This is a genomic window from Psychromicrobium ferritrahens (genome assembly GCF_043789415.1).
In the GTDB taxonomy this organism is placed as follows: domain Bacteria; phylum Actinomycetota; class Actinomycetes; order Actinomycetales; family Micrococcaceae; genus Renibacterium.
Window position 1 is genome coordinate 773069 of record NZ_JBDLLW010000001.1, and the last position, 23866, is coordinate 796934.

General features: G+C 61.7%; 21 protein-coding genes. 11 read left to right on the forward strand and 10 right to left on the reverse strand.

All coding sequences use genetic code 11. The features are described 5' to 3' along the window. Nucleotides 1-52: 52 nt before the first annotated feature. The 5 genes from gatB to ABDK06_RS03645 form a co-directional block, all read right to left on the reverse strand. The gene (gene gatB, locus ABDK06_RS03625) at nucleotides 53-1558 is read right to left on the reverse strand and encodes an Asp-tRNA(Asn)/Glu-tRNA(Gln) amidotransferase subunit GatB (RefSeq protein WP_394939004.1); all 1506 of its coding nucleotides are present in this window, start codon (nucleotides 1556-1558) and stop codon (nucleotides 53-55) included. Further along, complete coding sequence (gene gatA / locus ABDK06_RS03630; protein ID WP_394939006.1) at nucleotides 1558-3168, reverse strand: Asp-tRNA(Asn)/Glu-tRNA(Gln) amidotransferase subunit GatA; 1611 nt, start codon at nucleotides 3166-3168, stop codon at nucleotides 1558-1560. The genes gatB and gatA overlap by 1 nt, the downstream gene beginning before the upstream one ends. A 20-nt stretch (nucleotides 3169-3188) precedes the next feature. Then, nucleotides 3189-3485, reverse strand: coding sequence for an Asp-tRNA(Asn)/Glu-tRNA(Gln) amidotransferase subunit GatC (gatC, locus tag ABDK06_RS03635; RefSeq protein WP_394939008.1), 297 nt, complete (start codon nucleotides 3483-3485; stop codon nucleotides 3189-3191). 66 nt (nucleotides 3486-3551) lie between these two features. Continuing rightward, nucleotides 3552-4046 (reverse strand): GNAT family N-acetyltransferase, encoded by a 495-nt coding sequence (locus ABDK06_RS03640; protein WP_394939010.1) that lies wholly within the window; start codon nucleotides 4044-4046, stop codon nucleotides 3552-3554. Further along, a complete protein-coding gene (locus tag ABDK06_RS03645; RefSeq protein WP_394939012.1) occupies nucleotides 4046-4939 on the reverse strand; it encodes a diacylglycerol/lipid kinase family protein in 894 nt (297 codons plus the stop codon). The genes ABDK06_RS03640 and ABDK06_RS03645 overlap by 1 nt, the downstream gene beginning before the upstream one ends. 152 nt (nucleotides 4940-5091) lie before the next feature. Between ABDK06_RS03645 and ABDK06_RS03650 the strand changes: the two genes are divergently transcribed. The 7 genes from ABDK06_RS03650 (at nucleotide 5092) to ABDK06_RS03680 (ending at nucleotide 10747) form a co-directional block, all read left to right on the forward strand. Continuing rightward, nucleotides 5092-5985 (forward strand): J domain-containing protein, encoded by an 894-nt coding sequence (locus tag ABDK06_RS03650; RefSeq protein WP_394939014.1) that lies wholly within the window; start codon nucleotides 5092-5094, stop codon nucleotides 5983-5985. A gap of 174 nt (nucleotides 5986-6159) precedes the next feature. After that, nucleotides 6160-6627, forward strand: coding sequence for a tRNA (cytidine(34)-2'-O)-methyltransferase (locus tag ABDK06_RS03655; protein WP_394939016.1), 468 nt, complete (start codon nucleotides 6160-6162; stop codon nucleotides 6625-6627). Nucleotides 6628-6647: 20 nt separating this feature from the next. Beyond that, nucleotides 6648-7457 carry a class I SAM-dependent methyltransferase gene (locus ABDK06_RS03660; RefSeq protein WP_394939018.1) on the forward strand — a complete coding sequence of 270 codons (810 nt, stop codon included), beginning with the start codon at nucleotides 6648-6650 and terminating at the stop codon, nucleotides 7455-7457. Between the two features lie 3 nt (nucleotides 7458-7460). After that, nucleotides 7461-8234, forward strand: a complete 774-nt coding sequence (locus tag ABDK06_RS03665) for a class I SAM-dependent methyltransferase (protein WP_394939020.1) — start codon at nucleotides 7461-7463, stop codon at nucleotides 8232-8234. Between the two features lie 135 nt (nucleotides 8235-8369). Next, entirely contained in the window at nucleotides 8370-8960 is a 591-nt protein-coding gene (sigK, locus tag ABDK06_RS03670; RefSeq protein ID WP_394939022.1) for an ECF RNA polymerase sigma factor SigK, read from the forward strand. 1 nt (nucleotide 8961) lies between these two features. Beyond that, nucleotides 8962-9828: an anti-sigma factor gene (locus ABDK06_RS03675; protein ID WP_394939024.1), complete on the forward strand. Its 867-nt coding sequence runs from the start codon at nucleotides 8962-8964 to the stop codon at nucleotides 9826-9828. A gap of 154 nt (nucleotides 9829-9982) precedes the next feature. After that, nucleotides 9983-10747 (forward strand): MerR family transcriptional regulator, encoded by a 765-nt coding sequence (locus ABDK06_RS03680; protein WP_394939026.1) that lies wholly within the window; start codon nucleotides 9983-9985, stop codon nucleotides 10745-10747. Nucleotides 10748-10824: 77 nt separating this feature from the next. Here the strand turns inward: ABDK06_RS03680 and ABDK06_RS03685 are convergent, their stop codons facing one another. Together ABDK06_RS03685 and ABDK06_RS03690 are read right to left on the reverse strand one after the other, a co-directional pair. Beyond that, nucleotides 10825-11802 carry an electron transfer flavoprotein subunit alpha/FixB family protein gene (locus ABDK06_RS03685; RefSeq protein WP_394939028.1) on the reverse strand — a complete coding sequence of 326 codons (978 nt, stop codon included), beginning with the start codon at nucleotides 11800-11802 and terminating at the stop codon, nucleotides 10825-10827. A gap of 13 nt (nucleotides 11803-11815) precedes the next feature. Then, nucleotides 11816-12607 (reverse strand): electron transfer flavoprotein subunit beta/FixA family protein, encoded by a 792-nt coding sequence (locus ABDK06_RS03690; RefSeq protein WP_394940790.1) that lies wholly within the window; start codon nucleotides 12605-12607, stop codon nucleotides 11816-11818. A 167-nt stretch (nucleotides 12608-12774) separates the two neighbouring features. Between ABDK06_RS03690 and ABDK06_RS03695 the strand changes: the two genes are divergently transcribed. Then, nucleotides 12775-13518 (forward strand): ABC transporter ATP-binding protein, encoded by a 744-nt coding sequence (locus ABDK06_RS03695; protein WP_394939030.1) that lies wholly within the window; start codon nucleotides 12775-12777, stop codon nucleotides 13516-13518. Then, nucleotides 13515-14894 carry an FtsX-like permease family protein gene (locus tag ABDK06_RS03700; RefSeq protein ID WP_394939032.1) on the forward strand — a complete coding sequence of 460 codons (1380 nt, stop codon included), beginning with the start codon at nucleotides 13515-13517 and terminating at the stop codon, nucleotides 14892-14894. The genes ABDK06_RS03695 and ABDK06_RS03700 overlap by 4 nt, the downstream gene beginning before the upstream one ends. A 75-nt stretch (nucleotides 14895-14969) precedes the next feature. Here the strand turns inward: ABDK06_RS03700 and ABDK06_RS03705 are convergent, their stop codons facing one another. Then, complete coding sequence (locus ABDK06_RS03705; RefSeq protein ID WP_394939034.1) at nucleotides 14970-16868, reverse strand: S1C family serine protease; 1899 nt, start codon at nucleotides 16866-16868, stop codon at nucleotides 14970-14972. 251 nt (nucleotides 16869-17119) lie between these two features. On the opposite strand from ABDK06_RS03705, the gene ABDK06_RS03710 reads away from it, so the two are divergent. Both ABDK06_RS03710 and ABDK06_RS03715 read left to right on the forward strand, forming a co-directional pair. After that, nucleotides 17120-19264 carry a TPM domain-containing protein gene (locus tag ABDK06_RS03710; protein WP_394939036.1) on the forward strand — a complete coding sequence of 715 codons (2145 nt, stop codon included), beginning with the start codon at nucleotides 17120-17122 and terminating at the stop codon, nucleotides 19262-19264. A gap of 134 nt (nucleotides 19265-19398) precedes the next feature. Then, nucleotides 19399-20217, forward strand: coding sequence for a PspA/IM30 family protein (locus tag ABDK06_RS03715; RefSeq protein WP_394939038.1), 819 nt, complete (start codon nucleotides 19399-19401; stop codon nucleotides 20215-20217). 102 nt (nucleotides 20218-20319) lie between these two features. On the opposite strand, the gene ABDK06_RS03720 is transcribed toward ABDK06_RS03715, so the two are convergent. Further along, nucleotides 20320-22029, reverse strand: a complete 1710-nt coding sequence (locus ABDK06_RS03720; RefSeq protein WP_394939040.1) for a S8 family serine peptidase — start codon at nucleotides 22027-22029, stop codon at nucleotides 20320-20322. A gap of 313 nt (nucleotides 22030-22342) precedes the next feature. Beyond that, the gene (locus ABDK06_RS03725) at nucleotides 22343-23533 is read right to left on the reverse strand and encodes an SGNH/GDSL hydrolase family protein (RefSeq protein WP_394939042.1); all 1191 of its coding nucleotides are present in this window, start codon (nucleotides 23531-23533) and stop codon (nucleotides 22343-22345) included. Nucleotides 23534-23866: the final 333 nt, after the last annotated feature.

Below are 23866 nucleotides of genomic sequence, written 5' to 3' on the forward strand. Positions count from 1 at the left end.
TTACATGTTTTGAACCCTCTAAAAGGTGTAAATCTGCACACTCGATGTGTAACTAGCCTTCGACTCCCAGGGTTTTCAGGATCAGCTCGCGCACTCGCCCGGCGTCGGCCTGACCACGGGTGGCCTTCATCACGCCTCCCACGATCGCCCCGACGGCCTGCACTTTTCCGCCACGGATCTTGTCCGCCACATCGGGTTGCGCGGCCAGCGCCTCGTCGATCGCGCTCTGCAGCGCACCGTCGTCGGAGACCACTTCGAGTCCACGAGCGGCCACCACCTCGCTCGGCGAGCCCTCACCGGCCAGCACGCCGTCGAGCACCTCGCGGGCCAGCTTGTCGTTGATCTTGCCGGAGTCGATCAGCCCTTGCAGCTCGACCACCACAGCCGGGCTAACGCCCAGTTCCACGGGTTCGACGTCGGCCAGCTTGGCACGGCGGGCGATCTCGCCCATCCACCACTTCCGGGCCACCGCAGCCGAGGCCCCGGCGGCAACTGTCGCCTCGATCTCATCCAGGATCCCGGCGTTCACCACGTCCCGGAACTCCAGATCGCTATAACCCCAATCGGCCTGCAGGCGCTTACGGCGCTCGGCGGGCGGCTCGGGCAGCTGAGCACGCAGTTCCTCGACCCACTCCGGCGAGGCCACCACGGGCACCAGATCAGGTTCCGGGAAGTAACGGTATTCATCGGCGTCGGACTTGGGACGGCCCGAGGTGGTGGAACGGGTGTCCTCGTGCCAGTGCCTGGTCTCCTGGACGATCTTCTCGCCCGCGTCCAGCACCCCGGCGTGCCGTTCCATCTCGAAGCGCACCGCGTGTTCCACGGCGCGCAGCGAGTTCACGTTCTTGGTCTCGGTGCGGGTGCCGAGCTGGTCACTGCCCTTCGGCATCAACGAGACGTTAGCATCGCAGCGCACATTGCCGCGCTCCATCCGGGCGTCCGAGACGCCGAGGTTCTTCACGATCTCGCGGATCGCCGCAACATAGGCCTTGGCCAGCTCTGGGGCGCGTGCCCCGGCACCCAAGATGGGCTTGGTGACGATCTCCACCAACGGCACCCCGGCCCGGTTGTAGTCCACCAAGGAGTAGTCGGCGCCCTGGATCCGGCCGGTCGCACCACCCAGGTGGGTCAGCTTACCGGCGTCCTCCTCCATATGGGCACGTTCGATCTCCACCCGGAAGACCGTGCCGTCGGCCAGCTCGATGTCGAGGTAGCCGTCGTAGGCGATCGGCTCGTCGAACTGTGAGGTCTGGAAGTTCTTCGGGGTGTCCGGGTAGAAGTAGTTCTTCCGGGCAAAACGGCAGAACTCGGCGATCTTGCAGTTGAGCGCCAGACCGATCTTGATCGAGCTCTCCACCGCGGCTTTGTTCACCGTGGGAAGCACCCCGGGCAGGCCCAGATCGACTTCGTTGACATTGGTGTTCGGCACATCGCCGAAGGCGTTCGGCGCCGAGGAGAACATCTTCGTCACGGTGTTGAGCTCGACGTGCACCTCGAAGCCAAGCGCCGGATCGTAACGTTCCAGCAGTTCGTCGAAGGGAACCAGAGTGTCGGTCATTATTTCGTTCCTTCCACAACAACTGTGCTCGATTCGCCGGGTCCCGATTCGCCGAGGCTGGCTTCAGCAGGGTTCAATTCTGGCGCGCGGTCCAGGATCGGCCCGCCCCAGTTCGCCTCGTGCAGCGCTTCCAGGGCAGCACCCACCCGGTACATCCGAGCGTCCTCCCGGGCCGGGGCGAGGATCTGGATGCCGGAGGGCAGTCCGTCCTCATCGGCCAGGCCATTGGGCAGCGACATGCCGGGCACGCCGGCGAGGTTCGCCGGGATAGTCGCCACGTCGTTGAGGTACATGGCGAGCGGGTCGTCCATCTTCTCGCCGAACTTGAAGGCCGTGGTCGGCGCGGTCGGCGAGATCAGCACATCGGCCTTTTCGAAGGCCGCGGCGAAGTCACGCTGGATCAGCGTACGCACCTTCTGAGCGGAACCGTAGTAGGCGTCGTAGTAGCCCGCGGAGAGCGCGTAGGTACCCAGGATGATCCGGCGCTTCACCTCGTCGCCGAAGCCTTTGGCCCGGGTAGCCGACATGACTCGCTCGATGGTCAGCGGCCCCTCTTCAGGCAGGGTGCGCAGGCCGAACCGGACGCCGTCGAACTTGGCCAGGTTGCTGGAGGCCTCCGAGGGCATGATCAGGTAGTAAGCGCCCAGCGCGTAGCTGAAGCTGGGGCAGGAGACCTCGACGATCTCGGCACCCGCGCCGCGCAGCAGCTCCAGAGACTCCCGGAACCGGGCTTCGATGCCCTCCTGGTAGCCTTCACCGCCGAGTTCCTTCACCACGCCGATCCGCACCCCGCTCAGATCACCACCGGCACCCAGCCGGGCAGCCTCCGCCAAGCCGGTGCAGCCGGTCTGACCGTTCACCGGGTCGGGCAGCGAGGTGGAGTCCTTGGGGTCGTGCCCGCCGATCACTTCGTGCAGCAGTGCCGCGTCGAGCACGGTCCGGCTCACCGGTCCGATCTGGTCAAGCGAGGAGGCCATAGCAATCGCCCCGTAGCGGGAGACGCCGCCGTAAGTGGGCTTGACGCCCACGGTTCCGGTGACCGCGCCGGGCTGCCGGATCGAGCCGCCGGTATCGGTGCCCAGCGCCAGCGGAGCTTCAAAGCTCGCGACGGCGGCCGCTGAGCCACCACCGGAGCCACCGGGGATCCGTTCCAGATCCCAGGGGTTACGGGTCGGACCGAAGGCCGAATGCTCGGTGGAAGAGCCCATCGCAAACTCATCCAGGTTGGTCTTACCCAGGATCGGCATCCGGGCGGCGCGGATCTTCTCGATCACGGTGGCGTCATAGGGGCTGACCCAGCCCTCCAGAATCTTCGAACCGGCGGTGGTCGGCTGGCCGACCGTGACGATCAGATCTTTGATCGCAATCGGCACCCCGGCCAGTTCCGGAAGCTCTTTGCCCGCGGCCCGGTCGGCGTCGACCTCGGCGGCGACCCGAAGCGCCTCTTCGGCGTTCAGGTGCAGGAAGGCGTTGAGCTGGCCGTCGACGGCAGCGATCCGGTCCAGATAAGCCTGGGTCAGCTGAACGCTGCTCAGTTCACCGGCGGCCAGTTTGGCAGCCAGAGCAGCGGCGGAAAGCCTGATCAATGAGCTTGCATCGTGCTCAGTCATCGGAATATGAGTCATTGGGATCAGTCCTCATCCAAGATCGCCGGAACTTTGAATCTGCCATCTTCGGAATCCGGAGCGCCGGAGAGCGCCTGCTCTTGGCTCAGCACATGCCCCACCACATCCTCACGGAGCACATTGCTCAGCGGAATCGGGTGTGAGGTCGCGGGCACCTCGGGGCCGACGATCTCGCTCACGGTTTTCACCGAATCGACGATGACGGCGAGTTCGCCCGCCATCCGGTCCAATTCGGCGTCGGACATCTCAATGTGAGCCAGCTGCGCGAGGTGCGCAACGTCGTCACGATTGATTTCAGTCATGGGACTCCCTGGAGAAAACATCAGTGGTTGCCCTCTAGTCTATCCATGCCCAGCGCGGAACAGCGTTCAGAGCTCCAGCCGGTAAACCTGTAACCAGATCTCGGTATCCGGCACTGGCCAGTCCCGCTCGGGCACCCGGGAAAATCCCAGGCTCCGGTAGAGCGCGTGCGCGGAGTGCCAGTCCTTCCCGGTGGTCAGGCTGACCGCTTCGATGCCGTCGAGCGTCCTGGCGAGTTCGATCACGGCCATGACCATAGCTTTGCCGATACCGGAGCGCTGAGCAGCAGGGTCGACCACCAGGATTCGCATCTCTAATTCATCGGGGAGCGCAATATCGGCGAAACGCTCTCCGTGTCGGGCCAGAGTCACCGCCCCCGCCACCTGGTCAGCACGTTCGGCGACCCAGAGTTGAGCAGCCTCTGCACGCCGTTCTACCTGCTCGATCTGCCGCATATAAGGATGCTCAGCGGAATCGAAATACCCAGCGGCTAAATAAGAATCACGGGTGATCCGGGCGATCTCGTCGTAATCCTCGGGCTGGGCGGGGCGAAAGTTGATCACTAGATCCACAGTGTCAGAGCTTTGGGCAGCACTTCAATCTGTAACGGCAATGCGTCGATCCGCTCGCCATCGGCGTAAGCCACCACACCGCTGGCCGCAATGCTCACCGAGCGGACCCTCCGGATGCTGACCTCGGCCTCTCCAGTGTGTTTCCCCGAGAACACTTTGGGGAAGAGCGCAATGAAACGCAGCCTCGACATCGGTGAGACCACGAAGAGGTCCAATTCGCCGTCGTCCATCTCCGCATCCGGGGTGATCTTCATACCGCCGCCCAGGGAACGCCCATTGCTCACCGCGATCAGCATGGCTTCGAGGTCTTGGGTTTCGCCGTCGACTACTAATCGATAGGAAATCGGCCGGAAAGTGGCCAGTTCACGGACGATAGCGAGGTTATAACGCTGCCTGCCCTTCGGCCAGCTCCAGCTATTGGCTCTTTCGTTCACTCTCGCGTCGAAGCCCGCCGAAAGGGATACCGCGAAAAACTGACTGCGCTGCCCGGAAGTCACCTTGCCCAGGTCGACGGTGCGCGGTTGCTCGGCCCCGGCAAGGAAACGGTCGACGGCGGCAGGCAGGTCTCGCAACGGAATACCCAGGCTGCGGGCCGCGTCGTTGCCGGTGCCCACCGGAATCAGCCCCAGTGGCACTCGCGGAACCCCATCGGCTGCCAGCGCGTTGACGCCTAGGTGAACCATTCCGTCCCCACCCACCATGAGCAGAGCATCAACACCTTCGATGAGCACTCTTCGAACGTGCCCGGCCAGAGCCTGGTAGCTCGTTTCCCGAAGCAGCACGGTCTGATGCCCAGCGGCCTGCAGCAGCCCGCGCACCTTATCTCCGCTGGCCTTACTGCTGCCAAAAGCGGCTTGTGGATTGACGGCCACCGCGATCTTCATCGATCCATCCTCCAGACCTGCCGGGCACCCGAGAGCTACTCAGCTCATCGGGCCGATGAACCGGGCCGAGCGGAAATTGCCAAGCTCACCTTCAATGACGCACCATATTACGGGCAGAAGACCCGCTTAGCCATCGTGTGGAAAGGCCGTTTGTGAGCCGTCAGTATCGCACGCATTACGAGGTCTTGCAGATCGAGGTTACTGCCACCAGCCAGCAGGTCAAAGCAGCCTATCGACGCGCCGTGCGCACCGCGCATCCTGACCACGGCGGCAGTGCGGAAGATTTCCGTCGGGTGAGCGAGGCCTATCAGACCCTGATAGATCCGGCTTTGCGCAAGGCCTATGATCGTTCCTACGCCTCAGCGGGAAGCCCCAGCGCCGGATTCAGTACTCCGCGGCCCACCGCTCAAACCAGTAGCGCGAGCGAATTACCGGTCTTCGTGCCGGCTTTTGATGGTTCGACGACGCCGGTGCTTTCGCTTGAACTGGCGAGCCGTCAGATTCACGGTGCCCCGCGGAAGCGCGGCTTGTTCGGAGCACAGGCGCGCTTGGTCAGAGAAGCCCGCACCATTGAACTCGTACAGCAGCAGATCCTCAACCGCTACCCCGCTGCCCGGATCCTCAATGGTCTGCACTCCCCCGTCGACAATAGCTATCTGGACCATGTGGTGATGATGGGGTATCGCTTGGCCGTGATCGGGTCGATGATGGTCCCCGAAGGCGCCTATCGCTGGAACGGGAGCACCCTGGTGCACGGCAGCCGCGGCGTCGAACCGCCCAAGATTCTCTCCGCCGTCCATGCCTTGGGTCGCATCTTCCCGGAATGCACGGTCTCTGGCTGGATCGTGGTGCAAAGCCCGAGCGGCAATCCTTATCAACCGGTGATCGATTACACCCGGGGCAATGAACCCGACGGCGGCCCCGGGCTCAACCTGGTGGGGGCTGCGCGGTTAGGGCGTGACCTCGGCTCTTTCCTGGCCGTTGGAGAAACCCCCAACGTGGTTGACCTTCAGTTGCTCTCCCGGCTGCTCGGCGGAATGTACTAGTTGCTCGGGATGTACTAGCCCAAGCCAGCCAAACCCGAATCCGCCGTCCCACTGAGTGTTACCCGTGGGGCAGAAGTGCTGTCATTCCAGCCAGATCTCTCACTCCAGTCACATTCGGTGGGATGGCTGGTTCGGAATGGCTGGGATAGCTGGTGGGAGACATAGACTGAATGGGTGTTTCGCATCTTGTTCTACACCCCAGAGATCCCCGGCAACACCGGCAATGCCATTCGCTTGGCGGCTATTACCGGTGCAGAGCTGCACCTCGTGGAACCGCTCGGCTTCGACCTAGAGGATTCCAAATTACGCAGGGCAGGCCTGGATTATCACGATCTGGCAGTGCTTCGGGTGCATCCCGACCTGGAGAGCGCCTGGCGTGCCCTCGAGCCCGAGCGAGTCTTCGCCTTCACTTCGGACGGCGAGGAATCGTACACCGAACTGGCCTATCGGGAGGGCGACGTTTTGATGTTCGGCCCCGAATCGGTGGGCCTCCCCGAGCAGGTCAAGCGGCTCCCGCAGATCACCGCACGTGTGCGGTTGCCTATGCTGCCGGGCTTACGTTCGCTCAACCTGGCGAACTCCGCTTCTATCGCGGTCTATGAGGCCTGGCGGCAAAACGGCTTCCGAGGTGCGCAGCATTGAGTTCGATAGGAAGAGGGAGCATGTCAGCACGAGATCCGGGCCTCGCCTTCACCGACGGGGCTCTGCAGTTCGAAGCTTGGTCCGAGGCGCTCTGGGACCCGGCAGCTCGCACCATCGTGGAGATCGCCGACCTGCAACCCGGTGAAAAAGTCCTAGACGCCTGCTGTGGTTCAGGCGCAGTCTCGCTCCCTGCCTCCCACGCGGTGGGCCCGCAGGGCACCGTTGACGGTGTGGATCTCTCCTCGGGCCTTTTGGCCTTAGCCGGGAAAAAGCTGGCCGCCGAACGCATTCTGAACACCACCCTGACTCACGCGGATGTCACCCAATGGCGCGGCCACCGCACCTTCGACGCCGTGCTCTGCTCCTATTCGATGTTCTTCTTCTCGGCTATGGACGAAGGAGTCGCGCATCTGGCCTCAATGCTTCGGCCCGGTGGACGTCTGGTGCTCAATACCTGGGTCCAGGGTGCGCTCTCCCCCTTGGCTGAATTGATTCTGCAGGCCGCGGTGACCGAACGTCCTCGGCTAGCCAAGGTGGTGCCGCTAGCGAATCAGAATATGGAACTGATCTCGAACGCTGAGCTGCTGAAGGACTTCCTGCTGCGCAGCGGGCTCAGCTCGGTCGAGGTGAGCACGCACCCCCTGCAATTGAGCGTGAGCGCCGAAATGGCGTGGGCTCTTGTGATGGGCAGCGGCTGGCGCACCTTATTGCCGCGTGATCCGGAGGCGATCTCCCGGGTGCGTCACGAGTTCATCGGCTCTGTGATGGCCCTCGGTGAACCGGTGGCTTTCAATTCGGACACCCTGGTGGCCAAGGCGATCAAGGCTTGAACGATGGCCATGACTTCGCTGTGGGACGGCGCTTCAAGCGACTTCGGCAGTTGGCGTGAGCAGCTCTGGCAGCCGTTAGCTGATCTGCTCGTCGCAGAAGCGCAACCAGCTCCCGGGGAACTGGTCCTGGATGCTTGCTGCGGCAATGGCACCTCGGCGATTCCGGCGGCTCGTGCGGTTGGCCCGAGGGGCCGGGTTGACGCGATCGATGTCTCTCCGGCGATGATCCGGCAAGCCGAGTATCAGAGCAGGGCACTGCCGCAACTGAGCTACGCGGTTGCGGAGATCTCGCAATGGCGCTCCGAGCTTCGCTACGATCTGGTGCTCTGCGGGTTCGGGGTGTTCTTCCTCGGCGATCCGGAACTCGCCGTCAAACAACTCTGCTCTCGACTGCGACCGGGCGGACGCCTCGCCTTCAGCTGCTGGCAGAACCGGCCCTTTGAACCGCTCGTCAGCACGGTGCTGGCCGCTTGCGCGGAAGAAGGAGTGGTGACCAAGGCTTCAGCTGAAGCCCGGAACATTGGCAAGCTGAACTCAGCGGAGAAACTGCAAGCGCTCGCGGCAGCATGCTCGTTACAGGACTTCCGGGTTCAGCCGGTCCCTTATCGAGTGCCGCTGACCCCAGATTCCGCTTGGCACTTCGTGCAGGGAAGCCTGCTGCGGGCTGCGTTACCCGCTGAACCAGCTGCTCAACAAAGAATCCGCAGCCGAATCCGGGCTTCGGTGCAGGGTATGGAGCTGCACGCCGATGCCCTGATCGGCGTCGGGATTCACTGAGCCATCCAAACAGCTTGCCGCTCCGAATAGCAGGTATGAGGATGACGAGGAGCTGGGAGCGGTCTGATGGCATTAATGCTGGATAGTGCGCGCCCTCTGACTCAGCGCAGTTCTATGCGCCTAAGCTTAAGGGCGATGGATACACCTCAGGAAATTGACGCTGCCGAAAGTTCGGATCAAGCCCAGGCAAGTCTGGCGGGCTTAATCGAGGCAACCGCTCTAGGCGATGAACAGGCCTTCCAGGAGCTCTACCGGCGATCTTCGCGCCGGGTATATGGCCTGGCTCGTCGGGTCCTGGTCGATCCCGACCTCGCAGAGGACACCACCCAAGAGGTGTATTTGCAGATCTGGCAAAACGCCGATCGGTTCAGTGCCGAATCGGGTTCCGCAATGGCCTGGTTAATGACCATTACGCACCGCCGTGCGGTGGATAAGGTGCGGTCAAGTCAGAGTGCCACCGACCGAGAGGCCCGCTATGGCGCGAGCAGCCAGTCGATGGATCACGACGAGGTCGCCGAAACCGTCAATGACAAGCTCGATGCCGAAGCGGTCGTGAAGTGTCTGGGCAGCCTGACGGAGACTCAGCAAGAATCAGTCCGGTTGGCCTATTACGGCGGCCTGACTTACCGAGAAGTCGCGGAAAAATTGGGGGCAGCCGTGCCGACGGTGAAATCAAGAATCAGAGACGGGCTTTTACGACTCAAATCATGTTTGGAGGTGAACTGAGATGAATGAAGATTTTTCTGAAGACATCCGCGGAGACCTCGCGCAAGGCCGGGTTCTCGAGTTGGCCGAATTAGTAGCGCTGGACGCCGTCGATGATCAGGAGCGTGCCCAGATCGAGGAGTATCTGCGCGCTGCACCCGAACCGGTGCAGCGGGATTTCTCCGCGCGAGTACGGGATATCCGGGAAACCATCGCCGAGGCCTATGCCACGGTGGAGGAGGAGCCACCCGCCGGGCTCTGGGAAGCCATTCAATCAAAAATCTCAGTTCAGACCGAGCAATCGGCGCAGCCGACTCAAGCCCTCGGCTCCGAGGAGCTCGCCGTCGTGCCTGGCGACGAACTCTCAGCTCGCCGCCAGCAGCGGCAGGCTCAGCGTTCCGAGAGCTCGGGTTCTGAGCGTTCAGCTTCCAGCCGTTCGCGTGCCCGCACGGTACGTGGCTGGCTGATGGGTGCAGTGGCAGCGGCCGCGATCGTCGTTGCCGGTTCCTTCGGGGTGAACTCCTTCATTCAGAGTCAGGATCCGGTCAATCAGGTGATCACCGCCTCCGATGTGCAAAATAAAGTCGTACCGGTGCAAGGCGGTGGCGAAGCCACCATCAAACTTTCCAGTTCGCAGCAGGCAGCGGTGCTCCAGATGAGCGAGGTACCTGCGCCTCAGGCCGGTAAGACTTATCAGCTATGGCTGGTTCCAACCAACGGTGGGGATCCAGCATCCTTGGGTTTGATGAGTTCGGCAGCTGATTTGGGCAAACCAACCCTGGTGAAGAATCTGAAAAACGGCGAGGCTTTGGCGATTACCGTGGAGCCTTCTGGGGGATCCGATAAGCCGAGTTCTGCTCCCGTGATGGTTTCAGCCATCAATCTCTAACGCGTCAAGAGCTGGACGCGTCGGAGAGCTCTGATCAATGATGCTCGACAGCGGTTTGACCTTAACGTAACGTCAACTTTTAGGCTCTCTACTGTTCGGAAAGTCCGAACACACGTCATTCCTCAAAGGACTACGGCCTGAAAGCGGGGTCAAAATGCCGGAAACCGATTGGTCGATCTCCGAAGTGGCGAAAATTTCCAGAGTGTCCTCACGAACTCTGCGGCACTACGATCAGATCGGTCTCTTGAAGCCGGCTTGGACGGCGCACAATGGGTACCGCTACTACCAGCAGGCGGAGTTGATTCGCTTGCAGCGCATTTTGCTGCTCCGTGAATTGGGCCTGGGCCTTGAGACCATCGCCGAAGTACTGCGCGGCCAGACCGACGAGTTGCAAGCACTTCGCACTCATCACCGTTGGCTGCTCGCTGAGCGGGATCGGATGTCGCAACTCGCCGAGACCGTGCAATCCACTATGGCGTCCTTGTCCGAGGGGAAAGCGTATAGCAAGGGAGGCACCATGAAAGCCGAAGAGATCTTCAGCGGATTCGATAAAAACCCCTACGAAGCCGAAGCGATTGAACGCTGGGGCGAGGACGCCGTGCAGAAAGCCAATGCCAGCTGGTCGGCTTTGGGCCAGGAAGGACGCCAAGCGATGATGGCCGAAGCGGATGCGATCAACCAGGAACTGGCGGCTTGCCAGGAACTCGGTTTGACCGCCGACGACGCGCGGGTGCAGGCCGCCGTCGAACGCCACTACCGCTGGATCGCCCTGGGCTGGACCCCGGACGCCGCAAGCTACCCGGGTCTCGCCCAACTATATGTCGACGACGAGCGATTCCGGAAGTTCTACGAGAAAGCCGGAGTGAGTCCTGAGTACCTGCTGGAAGCGATCAGGATCTACGCCGCTGAAAAGCTCTGATTCACCCGCAACGCTGACACCTAGAGTCGTTCTGAACCCTTCATTCCGACTCTAGGTGTCACAGCGTTGGATGGATCTCAGCTCCGACGGCGTTTGATCTCCTCGACGGCTTGCGGCAGCACGCTAAACAGATCTCCGACAATCCCCAAATCGGCGATCTCGAAGACCGGGGATTCCGGGTCCTTATTGACCGCCACGATCAACTTGGAGGTCTGCATCCCCGCCTTCTGCTGGATCGCTCCGGAGATTCCGACCGAAATGTACAACTGGGGTGACACCGTCTTCCCCGTCTGTCCAACCTGCAGGGAGTGGTCAATCCAGCCCGCGTCGGTGGCGGCTCGCGAAGCACCGACGGCGGCCCCCAGGGCGTCGGCCAAGGCCTCCACCGGGGCGAAATCACCGTTCAGCCCACGGCCTCCGGCCACCACGATCCGGGCCTCGGTCAGCTCAGGGCGGCTGCTCGCCGCACGGGCCGTGCGCTGCACGATCCTGGCACCGCGAGCAGCCGCGGAGAACTCAACGCTCAGTTCCTGGACCTCCGGGACGGCCGGATTCTCCGTCGGCAGCGCTTCGAGGATATTTCCCTTCACCGCGAAAACCGAGCCAGCCGAGGAAACCCCCACAGAGACCAGGTAGGACCCGGCCAGCACCGACTTCTCAGCTTGCAGCTCCGGAGTCAAGCCGATTACATCGGAGATCACTCCGGCCTCGAGCAGCAGAGCCGCTCGGGCCGCAATCTCCTTGGCTTCGCTGGAATTCTCGGTCAGCACCACCGTGGCGGAAACCGCTTTAGCAGCTTCGGCCAGGAATTCCGCTTTCGGTACCACCAGATAATCCCCGAGTTCAGCCTGCTCGCTGTGCAGTACTCGCTGCACACCGTACTCACCGAGTTCGCGCCGGACGACGTCGGAAAGCGCCCCCGCCACCGCTGCCACCGGCTCCCCCACGCCGCGTGCCAGGGTCAGCAACTCCCGGCTAGATTTGCTCAGTCCCGTTTCAGCGACCTCAGCTCCGCCATCATTCAGGCGGTCAATAAAAACAACTACTGTGCTCATTTCAATGACCTTCCTAAAGCAGCTTCTGTTCGGCGAGGAAATCGACCAGCTTCACACCGGCATCACCTTCGTCGGTGATCAGCACTCCCGCGCTGCGTGGCGGCCTGGGCACGGCCTCTTGCACTTTGGTCCAGGCACCAGCGTGGCCGACCTGGGCGGCGTCGAGACCAATATCGGCGAGTGAGACCACCGAGATCTGGCGTTTCTTGGCCGCCATAATGCCTTTGAAATTGGGGTAACGCGGCTGATTGATCTGATCCGTCACCGAGACCAGAGCCGGCAGGGAAGCCTCAATCACCTCGGCGTAGCTATCGCCATCGCGCCGCGCAGTCAGCACCCCATCCGCCACCTCCAGGGAAGAGGCAAAAGTGACCTGCGGAAGCCCTAGCCTAGCCGCTAGCTGCGCCGGCACCAGGGAGGTCTCCCCATCAGTGGAAGCCATTCCGGTCAGCACCAGATCCACCGCGCCGAGTGATTTCAGCACCGCCGAGAGTGCGAGAGAGGTGCCCGGAACATCAGAACCGGCGAGCGCCGGGTCGCTCAGGTGCACGCCTTCGTAAGCACCGATCTGCAAAGCTTTTTTGACCGCTCCGACCGCACTCTCCGGCCCCATGGTCACTGCGATCACCCGGTTGCCCGCGGCTTCTCCGCCGCGCGCTTCGGCCAGCTGCAGTGCAGCTTCGAGCGGGTATTCATCCAGCTCGGACAGGATGCTCTCAGCTCGGTCCAGGTTCGAATTCTGTCCCGTCAGATGCCTATCGAACTGGGCGTCCGGAACGTACTTCACCAGTACGGCAATCGTCAGCGGAGACAATTCAGAATCGCTCACTTTCACACTCCTTCGTTTGTGACTACCTCTGTCTTGGAGCTTAGTTGATCAATCCGGGGTCAACCCACAGTATGAGTCATCGGGCGCCGGAATCCTGCCAGCGGGCGATGCCGGCAACCCGCTGAGCCGAGCAAGCTATAGATATGACAAACATCCTCAGCATTCGCAACCTGCACAAGAGTTATGGCAGCACCGTAGCCCTCGCGGGCATCGATCTCGATCTGCGCACCGGTGAGTCAGTGGCCATTATGGGAGCTTCCGGCTCAGGTAAGACCACGCTGCTGCACTGCCTGGCCGGAATCATCACCCCCGATGCCGGTATGGTCGGCTTCGCCGGCCCGCACGGTGCGCAGACCATTTCCGCAATGAAAGAAACGGAACGTTCCCGTTTGCGCCGAGAGTCTTTTGGCTTCGTCTTTCAGCAAGGGCTGCTGCTCCCCGAGTTGACCGCGCTGGAGAACGTAGCCTTGGCCTTGATGCTCAGCGGCACAGCACGGGCTCAGGCCGAGGGATATGCCCAGCAATGGCTGGCCAGCCTCGGCCTGGCGGGCATGGAACAGCGCCGGATCGGAGAACTCTCCGGCGGCCAGGCCCAGCGAGTGGCCATTGCCCGGGCTCAGGTCACCGGGGCAAACGTGATCTTCGCCGATGAACCGACAGGAGCCTTGGACTCCAGCACCTCGGCAGAGGTGATGGATGCCCTGCTGAAAAGCACCGTGGGTCTCGGTAAAACGCTTGTGCTGGTGACCCACGACTCGGCGGTGGCTGCACGCTGCGGGCGATTGGTGGAGGTCCGCGATGGACGAGTGATCCACGATAGCTCACCGACCACTCAGCCGACCGAGGCCTTCACCGCGCCGGTGCGTCCAGCTCAGGTGACCCAATGAGCGCAGCCCTCGCAGTAGCGCCGCTGAAGCAAAGCACCGGACTGCTCACAGTTACCCGGTTGAGCTGGCTCACCGCGCGTGGCGGAGCCAGCCGAAGCACCCTGGTGCTTCCGGTGGTCGCTTTCGCGCTCACCACGGCGCTCTTGCTCATTGTGTTAGCGGGAACCCTGTCATTCTTCCGCTGGGATGATCTCTACGCCGGAACCTACCAGATGCTGGCGATCATCGCGGTCGCGCTGCTCGCGGTGCCCTTGGTCGCCCTGGGCGGCTCAGGGGCGAGGCTCTCCGCCCGCCGCAGGGACGATAAGCTCTCCACGCTCAGGCTTCTAGGGGCCACCCCGGCGACGGTGAATTCAATGACCGTGCTGGAATCGAGTGCCCTGGCACTGACCGGCGCCCTGGCGGGCATCGTGCTTTACCTGGTACTGGTTCCCTTAGTCGGTTTGATCCCCTTTCGCGGTGAAGCCCTGGGAGCCAGCGCGCTCTGGCTCAATCCGCTGCTCGTCCTGGCGGTGGTGTTCGGTGTGATGCTCTTATCCGCGATCAGCGCGGTGATCGGTCTACGCAGAGTAAATATCTCTCCGCTCGGGGTTCGCACCCGGCAGAATCCGCCGAGCGTCGCCTGGCAGCGAATCGTGATCGGAGCGGCCGGGGTAGCGGTGGTCTACCTGCTGATGTCCAATGTCGCTGCCTTCGGTTCGTGGACGGCGATCTCCGTCGTGCTGCTCGTCGGCTTCGGCGGCGTGATCGGCGTACTCAATCTGATGGGTCCGGCGGTGATCGGAATGCTGGCACGCCGGCAGTGGAAGCGGGCGAAGACTCCCGTCCGGTTACTGGCCAGCAGGCAGATCCTGGAATCACCCAAAGCCGCCTGGCGGCAGGTCTCCGGCGTCGCGATGACCAGTTTCATGGCTGTTTTCTGCGGAGTCGGTCTGGCCTTGGTGGGTCAGATGAATCCCGGTGATGCGGCCAGCGACGAGGCCTACCTGATGGTCGATCTGCGCACCGGCGTGATCATCACCCTGGTGATCTCCTTCCTGATGGTCGCCTGTTCAGTCGGCGTCAACCAGGCGTCGCAGGTTCTGGATCGCGCTGATGTACTGGTCAGCATGGATCGGCTGGGGGCCCCGCTGAGCATAATGGAAGCAGCTCGCAGCAGAGCGGTGATGTCGCCCTTGCGTATCGTCTCCCTGGGCTCAGCGCTGATAGCGGCCGTAGTGGTCTTTCCACTCACCGCAATGTCGCTGCTGATGAATCCAGCCACTGTGCTGATGGTGCTCGGCTGCCTGGCCGGTGGGATCAGCTTGGTCTGGCTCAGCCTGAAAGCGACGACGCCGGTGGTCTCGGCTGTGCTTCGCTCGCCGGAACGAATCTAAGGAATCGACCTAAGGAATGAGAGAGGATCGTTCCGGTGGGCTCAGGTGCCACCGGAACGATCCTCTGTCAGCGTCTTAGCTGCTGGCTTCCCCGAGAGTGACGTCAGCGGACTGAGACTTACCGCCCCGCAAGAAGGTCACCTTGACGGTGCTGCCAGCGGCTTGTTCCCGAACCGCGGCGGTGAGCGAGGAAGCGTCGTCGATCACCCGAGTGCCGAAGTTGGTGATCACGTCACCCACTTTGAGCCCCGCCTTATCCGCCGCTGAGCCCTTGGTCACCTCAGCGACCGCAGCGCCGACCGAGAAGGAACTGGACTGCTGCTGGTCTCCGCCGGCGGAAGATTTGGGCTGCACGCTCACTCCGAGTTGACCGTGGCTGGCTTTGCCAGTGGCGATCAGCTCCTGGGCGATCCGTTTGGCGGTATTGATCGGGATGGAGAATCCGACGCCGATATTCCCCCCGGCGGATTCATTGGAGCTAGAACCGGTACCCGCGATGGCGACGTTGACGCCGATCACCTGACCCGATGAATTGACCAGCGCACCGCCGGAATTACCGGGGTTGATCGCGGCATCGGTCTGGATCACATTCAGGTTGACCGATCCCTGAGCATTGGAGCTGGGCGAAGAGCCGTCCGGCGGAGCGAAGTTGTAGCCACCGTTGCCGCCGTCGTTATTGTCCTGCGAAGAATCGCTCTGCTGTTTTGGAACGGCCGAAGAAGCCACCGAGATGGCGCGGTTCACCGTGGAGACAATGCCGTCGGTCACTGTCCCGCTCAAACCGAGCGGCGCGCCGATGGCGATCGCAGTGTCCCCCACATTGACCTTGCTCGAATCGCCTAGTTCAGCGGCTTGCAGATTCGGCGCATCGATTTTGATCACGGCCAGATCGTTGAGCGGATCGGTCCCCACAATCTTGGCGGTGAAAACCCGCCCATCGTTGAGCTTGACCTGGACCGTCGGGTTCGCGGCCTTTCCATCCAGCGTTACCACGTGGGTATTGGTCAGGATGTGGCCGTCGGTGTCCAGAATGATGCCCGAGCCGGTGCCACCCGAGCTACCGGACGTCACGCCGATGGTCACCACGGAGGGTGAGGCTTTGGCAGCGGCCGCAGTAATGGCATTCACCGAATCGGTGTTGTTCACGATCACCGGGGAGTTCTGCCCCTGTTGCACCGAACCGGCCGAGGACTGGTCGCTGTTGAGCAGACCCGTAGTACCCAGCGAAGCGCCTGCTCCGATCAGCGCCGCGATCACCATGCCGCTGACCACGGCACCGGTACCAAAACGTCTTTTGGGCTTCTGAGCCGTCTTTGCCGGATCTCCGGGAAGCGGGGTCGGGGTGCCGAAGGCGGCCCCCGAGCCCGCACCCTGATAACCGTTCTGCTGCCCGTACTGCGGCGAACCACTGGGGGCGGAACCGGTTGAAGCGTATTGCCCGTAGCGGGGTTGTGGGCGTTCCGAACTCAGCGGCGCCTGCTGACCTGGTATTTGCTGGCTCGGTATTTGCTGGCTTGGCGCCTGGTAATTCGGAGTTGGGTAATCGGTTCTCGGCTGGGCCGAATTCAGCGGCTGGGTGCTGGGCTGAGCGGCAAGAGGCTGCGTCTCATTGAACCCCGCCGAATGGGTCCCGGCTTGCTGAGAAGTCTCAGTGTCCGCCGCCTGACTCGCGCCGGGCTGCTGATCTGCCGCAGCCTGCGAAGCCGAAGAGAAGTACTGGGCCGCTGAACTCTGGGATGCTGAACCCTGGTCCGCTGAATTCTGACCAGTCAGGTTCTGCACCGGTTCAGGCTGGCCGAACTGCTCGGTCGGAGCCTGAGCGGCTTCCGCAACCCCCGAAGCTGGCTGTGCCTCATCATCTTTTCGCGCCCACCAGCCCTGCGGCTGGGCGGCTTCAGTGGATTCGGCTGCTGATGGATTCTGCGGGCTCTCCGGCTGTGATTCGGAGGCTGCCCCTGGCTGGTGATCTGACATTTTCATCCTGCTTCTGCTCGGTTGATCTTGTATCCACTATGTGCCAGGCACTTAAGCCGATCAGGTATTTTCCCTGGAAGCTAACTGTGAGAAAGCTGGTGAGAAACCCTATGCCGAAGCTGTGTTTCGCCAACAGCATAGCTCCAGGGTTGGACGGTCTGTCAGATACACCCATAGGATGGAAAAAAGCGTTAACAGCGGGATGCACGAGCCATTCGGCCGCGGCGAACCCGCACCGACGAAGGATGTCCATGCGATCACCATTGGCCCTATCTGCTAAAAAAATATTCAGCAAGATACTTCCCGCACTGGGCCTCGCCGTGATGCTCACCCTACCCGCTGTGAGTGCCCAGGCCGCCGTGGTGCCCGCTGAATCACCGGTCTCCATCCCGTCCGGCCAGAACATCGTCGACAACGCAGGAGTGCTCGGCAATCGCAAGGCCGATGTGCAGGCCGCAATCACCAAACTGCTGAACGACAAAAAGTACAACTTCTACGTCGTCACGGTCAAAACCTTCGAAAATCCCAGCACCGCCACCGAATGGGCAACCCAGGTCGCGCAGACCAAGGGGATGGGCAATTTCGACCTGGTTTTGGCCGTGGCCACCGACCAGGGGAAATTCACCCTGCAGAAGGCGAAGAACTCGAAGATCACCAATGCCCAGCGAGACAGCATCATCCAGAATGCGATCAACCCGAATCTGGCCAATGGAAAGAAAGATTTCGCCCAGGCGGCGATTGACACTGCGGCCGCTATCGGCGACGCAGCCGGTGGCGGCAGCGGTTCTGTACCCAACCCAACTGGAGGAATTGTGGGCACAGTGATTTTCCTGGTCCTGGTCGCGGCAGCGGTAGTGGCCTTTATGGTGTTCCGACGTCGTAAGAAGCAGAAAGCCATCGCCGATACCGCCAGCGGGATCGGACCGCGCGGTGAACAACTCGATCCGATGGCCGGTACCAGTGTCGAAGAGCTCAAGTCCCGGGCAGGCTCCTTGCTGATCGCCGCCGATGACGCGATCAAGTCGAGTGAGCAGGAAATCAGCTTTGCGCAGGCCGCCTATGGCGATGACTCGGTGAAGCCCTTCCAAGCAGCCCTTGCGGAGGCGAAAAACCACCTCAACGAATCTTTCAAACTGCAGCAGCAGCTCGATGATGAGATCCCCGACACCATCGAGCAGCAGCGTGCCTGGTACGGCGAGATTATCCGCCGCTCGGAAGACGCTAATAAGGCCTTGGCCGAGCAGAAGCAAAGCTTCGATTCGCTGCGTGAACTCGAAAAGAACGCACCGCAGGCGCTGGCTTCGGTGAGCACTGAAGCACAGCGGCTGCGCGCCGCTCTTGCCGGATCGGAAAGCACTCTCAACGATCTGCAGAGCCGCTATGCGGATTCCGCGACCGCGACCATCAAAGACAATATCGCTCAGGCCCAGGAGCGCCTGAGCTTCGTGGACACCGCCTCGCAAAACGCCACTCAGAAGCTCAGCGCCTCGGACGCCGCGGCGGCTGCGGTGGCGGTCAGAGCTGCGGAGGAATCGCTGCATCAAGCCAAAGTCCTGGAAGACGCCATCGCCAAAGTTGCCGCCGATCTGCAAACCGCGGCGGCTCAGCTTCCTGCCGCCTTGAGCGATGCCAATAACGACCTGCTCCAAGCCAAGGCCATGGTTTCCGCCGGGCAGAACACCGCGGCAAGCGGCCAGGTGGCCGCCGTCGAAGCCGTGCTGAATCAAGTGCAGGCTCAGGTCTCCGCCGCGGGCAAGATCGATCCCACCGCCCTCTTGCAGCAGGTCGAGACCGCGCACAATAACCTCGACCAGTTACTCACCGGAATCCGTGATCAGCAGCAGCAGGCGCAACGAGCCCAAGCAGCTCTGCAGCATGCCATTTCCAGTGCTCAAGCTCAGATTTCCGCGGTGCAGGACTATATCGCCGCTCGGCGGGGCGGTGTTGGGTCGGAGGCTCGGACCCGGATCGCGGAGGCTCAGCGCAACCTGGACTATGCCTTGTCCATCCAGTCCTCTGATCCGGTGAGTGCTCTGACCTACGCCAATCAAGCCGTCACTCTCGCTCAGCAAGCCTCACAATACGCTCAGTCGGATGTCAGCGGCTTCGGCTACGCCGACACCGGTTACGGCCGCGGTGGTTATGGCGGGGGCGGTTATGGCGGCGGGGGCGGTTATGGCGGCGGGGGCGGTTTCGGTGGTGGTTTCGGCGGTGCGATCCTGGGCGGCATTCTGGGGGGCATGCTCTCCGGAGGCGGCCATCACAACTCCAACTGGGGTGGCGGTGGCTTCGGCGGCTGGAGCGACGGCGGTGGAGGAGGCGGCGGCTTCGATGGTGGAGGCGGCGGCGATTTCGGTGGCTTCGGTGGCGACTCCGGTGGAGATGGAAGTTTCTGATTCAGTTCATCGGCTCTAGCCAAGACGGTAGAACTTTGACAATCTACCTAGATAAGACACCCCCAGCCAGGTCGGATGGGGCGTTTCGATCCAGAAGTTTGACCCAAAAATAAAGCAGGACGAAAGGTATCACGATGGTAAAGCAGTCAATCTTTGGCCGCATCGGGCAGTTGGCCAGGGCCAATATCAACGCCCTGCTCGATCAGGCCGAGGATCCGCAGAAGATGCTCGACCAGATGGTTCGCGATTACACCAATAACATCGCCGAAGCTGAATCCGCGGTGGCGCAGACCATTGGCAATTTACGGATGCTGCAAGACGACTACAACGAGGACATCAAGAACGCACAGGACTGGGGCAATAAGGCTCTGGCTGCCAGCCGTAAGGCTGACGAGTTCCGCGCTGCGGGCAATACCGTCGATGCCCAGAAGTTCGATGACTTGGCAAAGGTCGCACTGCAGCGGCAGATCTCCTCGGAGAACGAAGCCAAGGCCTCGGAGCCGAACATCCAGTCTCAGGAAGCCGTGGTCGAGCAGTTGAAGACCGGGTTGAACCAGATGAAGGGCAAGCTGGGCGAGCTCTCCTCCAAGCGCAATGAGCTGGTAGCCCGTGCCAAGACGGCTCAGGCACAGTCCCAGGTAAACGATGCCCTGGGCAGCATCAATATCCTGGACCCAACCAGCGAGGTCGGCCGCTTCGAGGACAAGATCCGTCGCGAAGAGGCAAAGGTGCGCGGCCAGCAAGAACTGGCCGCTTCCAGCCTGGACTCACAGTTCAACAGCCTGGAAGACCTTGGCGAGCAGACCGAGGTAGAGGCTCGACTCGCTGCGCTGAAGGCCGGTGGTTCCCCGGCAGCGATCAATGCCTCGCCGGCTACCCCGGCGGCAAATCCCGTGGCAGCCGCACCGGCGGCGACCCCGGTGGTCAATGAGGACGATTTCAAGAACCTCTGATCGTCAGTGAGCACAAACTAACTGAACACGACAAGTGAGGGGCGGTTTCGGGATTTCCCGGAACCGCCCCTCACTGTGATGATTTGACTCAACCGGAGTGGATTACCCTGCGCTCTGCAGCGCGGCGATCAGCTTATCCGCCTGGATCAGACCAGAACCCACGATTTCGACGCCGTAACCAGCAGCAGCCGGAACGGTGGCGTTACCGCTGGCCAGCGCAGCCCGAATGGAGCTCGGCGTCGCCGTCGGTACCGCGGAAAGCGCCAGCGCCGCTACCCCGGCGGCGGCCGGGGCCGCAGCACTGGTACCGCAGAAGGCACTGAAGCCCTTGACCGAGGTCGCAACGCAATCCGGGGCCATCACAGCTGGACCGGGCATCACCCACGGCTGGGCCAGGGTATTGCCGTTGTCATCGAAGTAGTGCGTTACCGCACCGCGCGAAGAATAGGTCTCGGGCACCGTCGGAGCCGACCAGTCGGACGCCGCCACCGCCAAGGAGGCCCCTGAGGAGCTGGCACCCGCATTGATTGTGGTGACATTACCCAGGCCCGCTACCAGGTTGCCATTCGAACGGATTCGCAGAGCGCTGGGGATGCTGGTGCCCGTTTTATGAGTCACCTGCAAGTAGACATCCTTCGATGAAGTGGCAGAAGAGTTCGTATAGGAGAGCCCCTCCTGGGGGATCCCCGAGGAAACATTATCGTCATTCGATTGGGTGAGCAGCTTGCCCGAGCTATCCACCAGCTGGACGTCGAGGTTGGAGCTGGCACTCCCCCAGGCTTCTTTCCACTGAATATCGAAGTACTGGCCCTTGCCGGCTGCCAGGGTGGCGATCTTCTTCTTGGTGACGCCGCTGCCGAAGTCCTGATATTCAACTCCGGTGCTGGCGTTCTTCACGAAGCTAGGCGCGAATTCCCAGGCGGATTGCGCCCCTCGGTTACCCGCCGAGGAGAAATAGGTGACGCCGGAGGCAACAGCGTCTTCCACGGCGATGGCCTCTGGACCGTTCTGATACACCGGGGCGGTGATGTCGTAGATGTCATCGGCGATGACCTTCACGCCGCTGGCCACCAATTGGCGAATCGCCTGGGCTTTTTTCTGTGAGCTGGCACTTGAGAAGGCGATGCTGCTGACGCCCGGCGCTTCGTCGAAGATAATCTCGGCCATTGCTCGGCCTTCATCCGAGGATCCACTCGGGCCATCGGTCAGCACACTGACCGATGCGGGCAGGTCTCCGGTGGACTGAGAGCCGGCGACGCCGCTGCCGACCTTGTTGATCGAATCGGAGATCACCCCGATCTTGACCCCGGCACCGTTCGGGCCGCCACCATTCCGGACCGAAGGTCCTTGGACGACGGAGTCTCCCTGAGACAGCGCGGTTCCGACGTCGGTGAAGGAGCCCCAGTTAGCCGGGCTGATCCGACGAATGCCCGGAATGCTAGTCAGACTCTGCACGCTTGATGCACTGATCTTGCCGTAAATCGTCGGCAAGGGGCCTTCCGACATCGCATCGATATCGCTCAGCCCGGCTTTCAGCAGCGCGGCCTTGACCGATTCGAGCTTCCCCGGCGCAACCGAGATCTCAAGCGGAACACTCACTCCGTTCACCGATTTGGCCGAGATCTTCTGCGATGACTCCGCCAGGGCTTGTCCGATCACCGATTTCAGCACCGAGGACAAGGCCTGCGGTGAACCTGCTGCTGCGCTATCGGTGGCTGCGGCGGGGGTGACCCCGGCTGCCAGCACCAAAGATCCCGCGGTGACTGCGGTGACGATTCCTCGCGCCGCCCATGATTTCCATTGCGATTCCACATGTGCCTCTCTGTACAGTCCATTGACCTTGGCTCGCTCTTCTGAACAGTGCTGAGCGCCGAGTGGAACACAGTCTAAGGAGATTTTCGGGAAATATGCGCAAAAAATCCTGAAAATATCTGGGACTTTGAGCAAATAGCCCAAAATACTTGGGAAAATAGAGCAGACGATAGCCTGCCGCGGGTGTCATGCGGAGAAACAATCACTCCTGAAGCACAGAGAGCCAGGCCTGGGAAGGCCTGGCTCTCTGTGAGATCTCACGTCGCTGAGTCGCTGCTCCGGGAGACTCTGGCGCGAACTGCCTGCGAAGCGTCTAGTGCAGTGTCACCTGGGGTTCACCGTTGGAGGTGAGTCCGGTTCCTGTGGAGCTGCAACTTCCACCGCCTCCGGCTTGATAGGCCTGGCGAAGGCAATTGCGCAAGGCCAGCTGTCCCCAGTAGTTAGGGTGCAGCGATTCCTGGATGTAGTAATCGCTCACCGCTGTGCTCACGGTCCTGATCTCGTTGATCCACTCACTCACATCGACGGCGCCGGGCGACTGCCAGCTGCTCAGATTGGTGTCATTGAGTTTCTTGGTTCCGGTCTTGCAGAGCAGATGTTGTGCAAAGAGCCCGGAGATATTGAGCAGACTGGCATTGCTCAGCCCTGCCTGGTTGAGACCGGTTTGCACGGTGGAGTTGACCGAAGGAAAAATAGTCTGCGCGGCCCAGTCCAGGTCCTTGTCCCAGAAGCCGCAGCCATAAGTGCTCTGCCTGCTGTATCCCGATTGCGAATACGCGATATTCGAGCTCTCGGGCAGCGGCTGCGGATAGTTCTGCAAGATGATCCTGTAGTCCGAGGCCGAGTAGCCAGCATTGCTCATGGCGGTAGCGATGTTCCTCAGGCCGGTAGCGATCTTGGCAGCCACCGAGGTCAGATTTCCCGAGCTGAAATTGCTCTGCACCGAGCTGTCGTCCTTGCAATACTTCGGCGCCCAGGAGAAAGACGTCAGGAAGTCGGTGACGCAGGTTGTCACCATGTCTTCGAAGTTGAGATCATTGCCGCCGATCGAGACAGCCACCAGGGACACCTTGTGGTTTGAGGCGAAGTCCTGGAGCATTTTGGCCTGTCCCAGATTGCCCTGGCCGTCATCGTAGAAGTCGAGGCCCGGTTTGAAATAGCCCTTGGAATTGATGGAGGTCGCGGTCTTCGCACCCGAGCACGCCAGGTTGAGTGCATTGGCGGTGATCTTGATCTCCGCGGAGGTTGAGCGATGGCATCGTTCGATCTGTTCGGCATTGCCGGCGTCCCAATAAGCGCTGTCGCCTAGAGCGTCGACCTGAGAGGCGTCCGAGGAGTTCCCTGCCCAGCGCCCTCCCTCGCCTGAGATATAGGAGTCGCCCACGCTGACCGCCCACGCCGCACCAGCTGGCGGCGCTGCCTGAGCGGGTACCGCGAGGGTCAGCGATAAGGTGGCGGTTGCCGCGAGAAGCGCTAGCGTCCGTTGAACAAAGTCTTTTCTCATTGAGATCGATCCATTCTTCCTTGAATTGATGACTTGGGGTCAGGCATAAAGCTACCGAGTGGAACCTACCGGGAGATGATCTATGGGTAAACACTTGGCCGCAGGCGAGACGGTCCTGCTGAAGGCTGAATCGACGCCAACCCGGGCATCGATCTGTGGCTGCAAGCTCTGGTTTTTGTTTTGAGAGGGACAGCCAATGGGGAAAATGGGTGACTAGTTCGCTGAGGACTGGGCCAGCCGGCGCCCTGCCCCTCACTCCGCGGCGAAGACCTATGGTTCTGCCCCGCCAGCCTTGAGGGTTCACAGCTCAGTAAGTCGGGGATGTCCCGGGCC